We start from the raw sequence: 5143 nt of genomic DNA on the forward strand, positions 1-5143 counted from the left end.
GGGATTTTATTCTTGATGCTTTATTTGCATCAAATTTTTCGTGAAATGGTATGAGATAGTGGAAGCAATTCTCAGTTCGCAGTTAAGCATGGTAGTTTTGGTAAGAATAGATCGGGTATTGTGTGGGAATTTAATGAAACTTCGGGATTATGTAATCTGAGAAGTTAGTCGGGAGTATCCAAATGTTTTTTCAAAGTGTAGGGGCAATCAGGAGTTTTGATTCCACTGGCGTAAGGTAATTTATAGGATGCCCAAAGCTGCCACCGTAAAACATCGACTCCAATAGTTGAACTACCGAATTGTACTCGAGAGTCTTTGTCTGGATTTTGTATAACATTTTTGATTATGGTATTTATCGCTTCTATCTTGAGATTATTCGGTATGCCCATTAGTAGTTTTGTAAGCCACTGTTTGATTTGTGGTGACTGTAGCTAGTCTTTGATTTGGTCATCAGTGGGAGTTAGGCGATTGACTAATAGCGTGGGATTTTCGTTATCTTTATTAACTTGACTTGTGGGCTGGAATAGCTGCTGAAAATTAGCATCTGTGTTGGACATAAAATTAATTGTTTAAAAGAGAATATCTATATTATAGATAAATTGGATAAACCCTAGAATAGCTAATATTTTTTAGAAGAATATTAAGATAAGCAAATATAAAACTTGATTTATCTCTCCAAAGGAAATTATAAAGAATTGACTAACTAATTATGTTATAAATATTAAATAAGTTCTTTATGCAAGTATCAAATAAATACTATGCACCCAATAGAGTTTAAGAAGAAGTGGAAATTAAGTTATCGAGAGCTTGCCCTGGTTTTGGGGTACGAAAGTGAATACACTACCCGGAACTGGAATATGCCAGGAGAACATAAACGGAATCCTCAGAATGTTGTTCGCGTAGCTTGTCGTCTTTTAGATGAAAAGTGGGAACGGGAAGGAAAAGCGCTCAATTCTTATCTTTAACCAGTTTTTTGTGACCGCTAATATTTTTTAAAATGACACTCCCCCGCCACGAAAAAGGCGGGTATTTTATGTATAGTTAGAAGTTCCAAGAAGTTCTCAGAGTCATGGGGATAGGGAGGTTTACCTGGCAAAATGAAGAACTAACAAGACCAGAAGTTGCGGCGATGTTAAAGCCAAAGGTTTCTGCAAGACAACTACAAGCATACTTGAATATCGCTCGGAAGTACTTGCCAGAGTTCCAGAAGTTCACCAACAAAAAAACAGGTGGTCTAGATGGCTATGCAAAGCTATACGAGTGTCACATTACAGTACTTCAGGAAATTCGCTCACTAGCTAGGGAGCATACTTTAGCTGACATAGAAAGTGAATTTCAACAAAGAGCATTAAACAAGTCAGAAGTGGAAAGTTGGAAGTAGTGCTTCGCCACACAAACTTTGCGTGGTGGCAAGCAGAGGGGCAGAGGTGCGGAGGGGCAGGGGGGAAAGAACTTGTCAAATCTCTCCTCTGCCGACCTCCACAAGCGCAATTTTGGGTTGGCAAACTAGTAGATTTTTTGTTACTTCCAACTTCGGTAATAAGGTGATTTTTAGATTTTTCCTAGAACAATGAAAAAAGGAGTAATTGCCTTGGCATCTAATAATTCTGTGCGAAGAACACAAACTCAAGTTCTGGCTAAGGCTAGCGCGGCGATTGGGCGCAAGTATCAGCATCACGTTTACGCGGCAGGTACGGCGACAATCATTGTCATGCAGTCAATGCCCTCTTATGGGTGGGGCTTATTTGATTCCGCTCAGACAGCAATGACTTGTATGTTCGGCGGCGCTGGTGGTATTGGTGGCGGTGGTGCAGCGGCAGCTAGTACTGCCATTAAAGCACTTCCCGCAGTGATCAATGCAACCATCACAGTGCTTTTATTTGTATACTTTGTGGCTTCTGGGCTTAAGGTTGCCAACGGCATTGGTGAAGGGCAGGAAGTAACGCAGATGGTTCAACAGCCCGTAGGCGTGTTTTTCATAATCCTGGTGCTTTGGATTGCTCAAAGTATCTTATTTAACGGCGTTACAGCCGCTTGTTAGTGATGAGCGAGTACAATAAATCGCCCATGAAACGGGTGAATCAGTCACTTGGTCAAAATGCAACAATAGGCATTTTTACTGGCTTTCAGTTTGCAGTCGCCTTATTTATGTTTGGTGTAGGCTTCATCATAGCGATTATGTTTGGGGCAGGAATAGTTTGGGGACTGCTGGCTGGTGTTTGGTTGAGTGCCACGGTGATAGTTTTATCTGGCAAGCGTCCTTACTTGTTCTGGTCAAGAGTGTTCCCAAGCGTTCCAACTTTCACTCGCGGCTATATCAGATATACTTCGCCCCAAAACAAAAAAAGGGCGGGTTTCAAGAAAATGCCTAAGCTATGGTAAAAAACAGTATTCGTAATCAAAAAATAGTTCCCTTTGAAGACTTTTTAGACTTAGCAACTTTAGTAAAACTAAAAAAGGGGAACTATCAAATTGGAGCTTACTTATTGAGCAAAAAACAAGTAAGCGACACAAATAACACCCTGCAACTAGTATTCGGATATGAATGCACTGGCTTTCACCCACTGTTTAATTCATCAGAGAGACTAGAGGCGAGTGTCAAGGCTTTTGAGAACGGCTGTAAAGAGTTCTCCGAGGGTGAGAAATTCACGTTTAGATGGTCTTCGTTTTGCGACGAAGACAAAGTGATTGAAAGCTATCGCCAGAGACTAGATAGCCCTGTATCTCAAGAGACAGAATTTTTGGATTGGGGGCAGGTTGCGCGGATGCAAGAACTGACGCGTAATCATCAGCGCAAGGATATCAAGCTCAGTATTTACACGACTTTTACTGTCCGCCCAGGAGGTACCGAAGGAGGTGACGCGGTAGATAGAGCGATAGTTAAGCTGGCGAACTTTTTACAGCGCAAATTCACCCCAACAGGAGCGACCGAACTCACAACAAAAAACTTAATTCAAGTTCTTGAAAAAGCGATAATTGTCTCTTTGCGCCATCAACAAATACTATCTGAGATGGGCTTGTTCCCCTCGCCAAAATCAGACAAGCAATTGTGGGGCGACCTAGTTGATAGAATGGGTGCAAAGGCTGTAAAAGTGCCCCATGCTCTGGTTTATGATACTGGTGAATTAAGGGAGGAGATTAACGAAGCCGCACCCAACCCATCGCGGTATAACGACCAATTACACGCTACATCCGTACTTCTGAATAACGGCATACCCCACGCTGATAGGCGCTGGGTATGTTTGCCCCATCAGAGTACTGACAAAAAGAAGTATATCGGTGTAATGACGCTTGCTCAAAAACCAGAGGTATTTGCTTCAACCCATCAGCAAGTACGCTTTTTATGGGACGTATTCTCACGCGAGGTTATTTATGATGTCGAGATAATAACAGAGATTAGCCCAGCCGATCAAAAAATGATTAGGCTTACCCAACAATTGATTACGAGGCGGTCAATAAATGCCTCCGCTAGCGCCAGCAAAAAGACTATTGACGTAGGAGCGCAAATTAATACGGAGCGGTCAGTCGATGCTCAGAAGCAGCTTTACACGGGTGATGTCCCGGAAAATGTAGCTGTCATAATCCTTGTTTATCGCAATTCTCCTTCCGAAATCGACGACGCTTGCAGGCTGATTTCAGGCTATATCAATCAACCTGCTGAGTTGATTAGAGAAATGCAATATACATGGTCAATCTGGCTTGACACTTTGCTGTTGAGACAGCGACCGCAGCTGACTTTTCCTTTCAACAGACGCGCCACTTTCTTTGCCAGTGAAGTAATTGGTTTAACGCCAGTCGTTCAAACAGCGCATGGCGATAAACAAGGCTTTGAATTAGTTGCACACGAGGGTCAATCCTCGGTTCACATTGACCTATCAAAGCCGAAAAACATGATGGTAATCGGCACTACCGGGAGTGGGAAATCGGTAATAATTGCCTCTATTATTTATCAATGCTTGGCGTTGGGAATGTCAGTATTAATGATTGACTTGCCAAATGATGATGGTTCAGGAACCTTTGGAGACTTCACGCCCTACTTTAATGGGTTTTACTTTGATATCTCTAAGGAATCAAACAACCTTGTACAACCGCTAGACCTATCAAAGATTCCTGAATCGCAGTGGGAGGAAAGGACAAAAGCCCATCGAAATGATATTAATTTAATCGTACTTCAATTAGTTTTAGGAACACAAAAGTTTGATGGCTTACTATCACAAACTATTGAATCTGTAATCCCTTTGGGTACAAAAGCCTTTTACGAAGATGCCGACATAAAGGAGCGATTTGAATTAGCGCGAAAAGCAGGGATAAACACCCCAGAGTGGGCGAATACCCCAACATTGGCAGATATGGAGAAATTCTTCTCGCTTGCGTACATTTATTTAGGCTATCAGGATGACAATGTAAAAAAAGCGTTAAATTACATCCGCTTGCGGTTACAGTACTGGCAAGCTAGTAGTATCGGTAGCGCTATCTGCAAGCCTTCAACCTTCCAGGCTGATAGCCAGTTGATTACCTTTGCACTGACTAATCTGCAATCAGGCAAGGATGCAGAAGTGTTCGGGATGAGTGCATATATCGCCGCGTCCCGTCAATCCCTTTCCTCGCCCAACAGCGTGTTCTTTATGGATGAGGCTAGCGTATTGCTGGGATTTTCCGCATTGTCGCGGCTTGCAGGTCGTAAATGCGCTACGGCTCGAAAGCAAGGCTGCCGGGTGTTTCTGGCAGCGCAGGACGTTATCTCTATCGCCAAATCGGAGGCAGGAGAACAAATATTACAAAATATGCCATTACGGTTGATTGGACGAATTGTCCCAGGCGCGGCTAATAGCTTCTCTGAGTTGCTGGGCATCCCTAGAGAAATTATCGATAAAAACGAAAGCTTTGTCCCTAATATTCAGCAGCTATACACTTTGTGGCTGTTGGACTACAACAACAAATATGTTTGCTGCCGCTATTATCCCTCGTATCCCCTGCTGGCGTTGGTCGCTAATAGTAGAGAAGAACAAGCCACGCGAGATAAGTTCAAGAAAATTCACGGCGACAAATTCACCTGGGTGGCAGAATTTTCTAAATATTATGTCGATTGCATTAACGCGAATTTCTCACAAACAATAAAAAATCAATTTATATGGACTGATGT

The 5143-nt window shown here is 42.6% G+C and carries 7 protein-coding genes; 5 read left to right on the plus strand and 2 right to left on the minus strand.

Annotated elements, in window-relative coordinates:
* Positions 1-164 precede the first annotated feature (164 nt).
* Complete coding sequence (locus tag RMY63_RS40995) at positions 165-389, minus strand: hypothetical protein (RefSeq protein ID WP_322734160.1); 225 nt, start codon at positions 387-389, stop codon at positions 165-167.
* Positions 390-431: 42 nt separating this feature from the next.
* The gene (locus RMY63_RS41000; RefSeq protein ID WP_322734161.1) at positions 432-557 is read right to left on the minus strand and encodes a hypothetical protein; all 126 of its coding nucleotides are present in this window, start codon (positions 555-557) and stop codon (positions 432-434) included.
* A 201-nt stretch (positions 558-758) separates the two neighbouring features.
* On the opposite strand from RMY63_RS41000, the gene RMY63_RS41005 reads away from it, so the two are divergent.
* The 5 genes from RMY63_RS41005 to RMY63_RS41025 all read left to right on the plus strand — a co-directional run.
* Positions 759-965: a hypothetical protein gene (locus RMY63_RS41005; RefSeq protein ID WP_012412959.1), complete on the plus strand. Its 207-nt coding sequence runs from the start codon at positions 759-761 to the stop codon at positions 963-965.
* A gap of 104 nt (positions 966-1069) precedes the next feature.
* Positions 1070-1381: a hypothetical protein gene (locus RMY63_RS41010; protein WP_322714899.1), complete on the plus strand. Its 312-nt coding sequence runs from the start codon at positions 1070-1072 to the stop codon at positions 1379-1381.
* A 189-nt stretch (positions 1382-1570) separates the two neighbouring features.
* The gene (locus tag RMY63_RS41015) at positions 1571-2041 is read left to right on the plus strand and encodes a hypothetical protein (protein WP_322734162.1); all 471 of its coding nucleotides are present in this window, start codon (positions 1571-1573) and stop codon (positions 2039-2041) included.
* Positions 2042-2067: 26 nt separating this feature from the next.
* On the plus strand, positions 2068-2382 hold the full coding sequence (locus RMY63_RS41020) for a hypothetical protein (protein ID WP_190971581.1): 315 nt from the start codon (positions 2068-2070) through the stop codon (positions 2380-2382).
* Positions 2376-5143 (plus strand): AAA family ATPase (locus RMY63_RS41025; protein WP_322734163.1); only part of this gene is annotated, 2768 nt, incomplete at its 3' end. The genes RMY63_RS41020 and RMY63_RS41025, both read left to right, overlap by 7 nt.

Origin of the sequence: Nostoc sp. ChiQUE01b, from assembly GCF_034531255.1 — a bacterium.
Taxonomy (GTDB): domain Bacteria; phylum Cyanobacteriota; class Cyanobacteriia; order Cyanobacteriales; family Nostocaceae; genus Nostoc.

Bases quoted from the DNA above. Each gene is read 5' to 3' on its own strand.
- RMY63_RS40995 (WP_322734160.1), bottom strand. From the start codon at position 389: ATGGGCATACCGAATAATCTCAAGATAGAAGCGATAAATACCATAATC.
- RMY63_RS41010 (WP_322714899.1), top strand. From the start codon at position 1,070: ATGGGGATAGGGAGGTTTACCTGGCAAAATGAAGAACTAACAAGACCA.
- RMY63_RS41000 (WP_322734161.1), bottom strand. From the start codon at position 557: ATGTCCAACACAGATGCTAATTTTCAGCAGCTATTCCAGCCCACAAGT.
- RMY63_RS41020 (WP_190971581.1), top strand. From the start codon at position 2,068: ATGAAACGGGTGAATCAGTCACTTGGTCAAAATGCAACAATAGGCATT.
- RMY63_RS41015 (WP_322734162.1), top strand. From the start codon at position 1,571: ATGAAAAAAGGAGTAATTGCCTTGGCATCTAATAATTCTGTGCGAAGA.
- RMY63_RS41005 (WP_012412959.1), top strand. From the start codon at position 759: ATGCACCCAATAGAGTTTAAGAAGAAGTGGAAATTAAGTTATCGAGAG.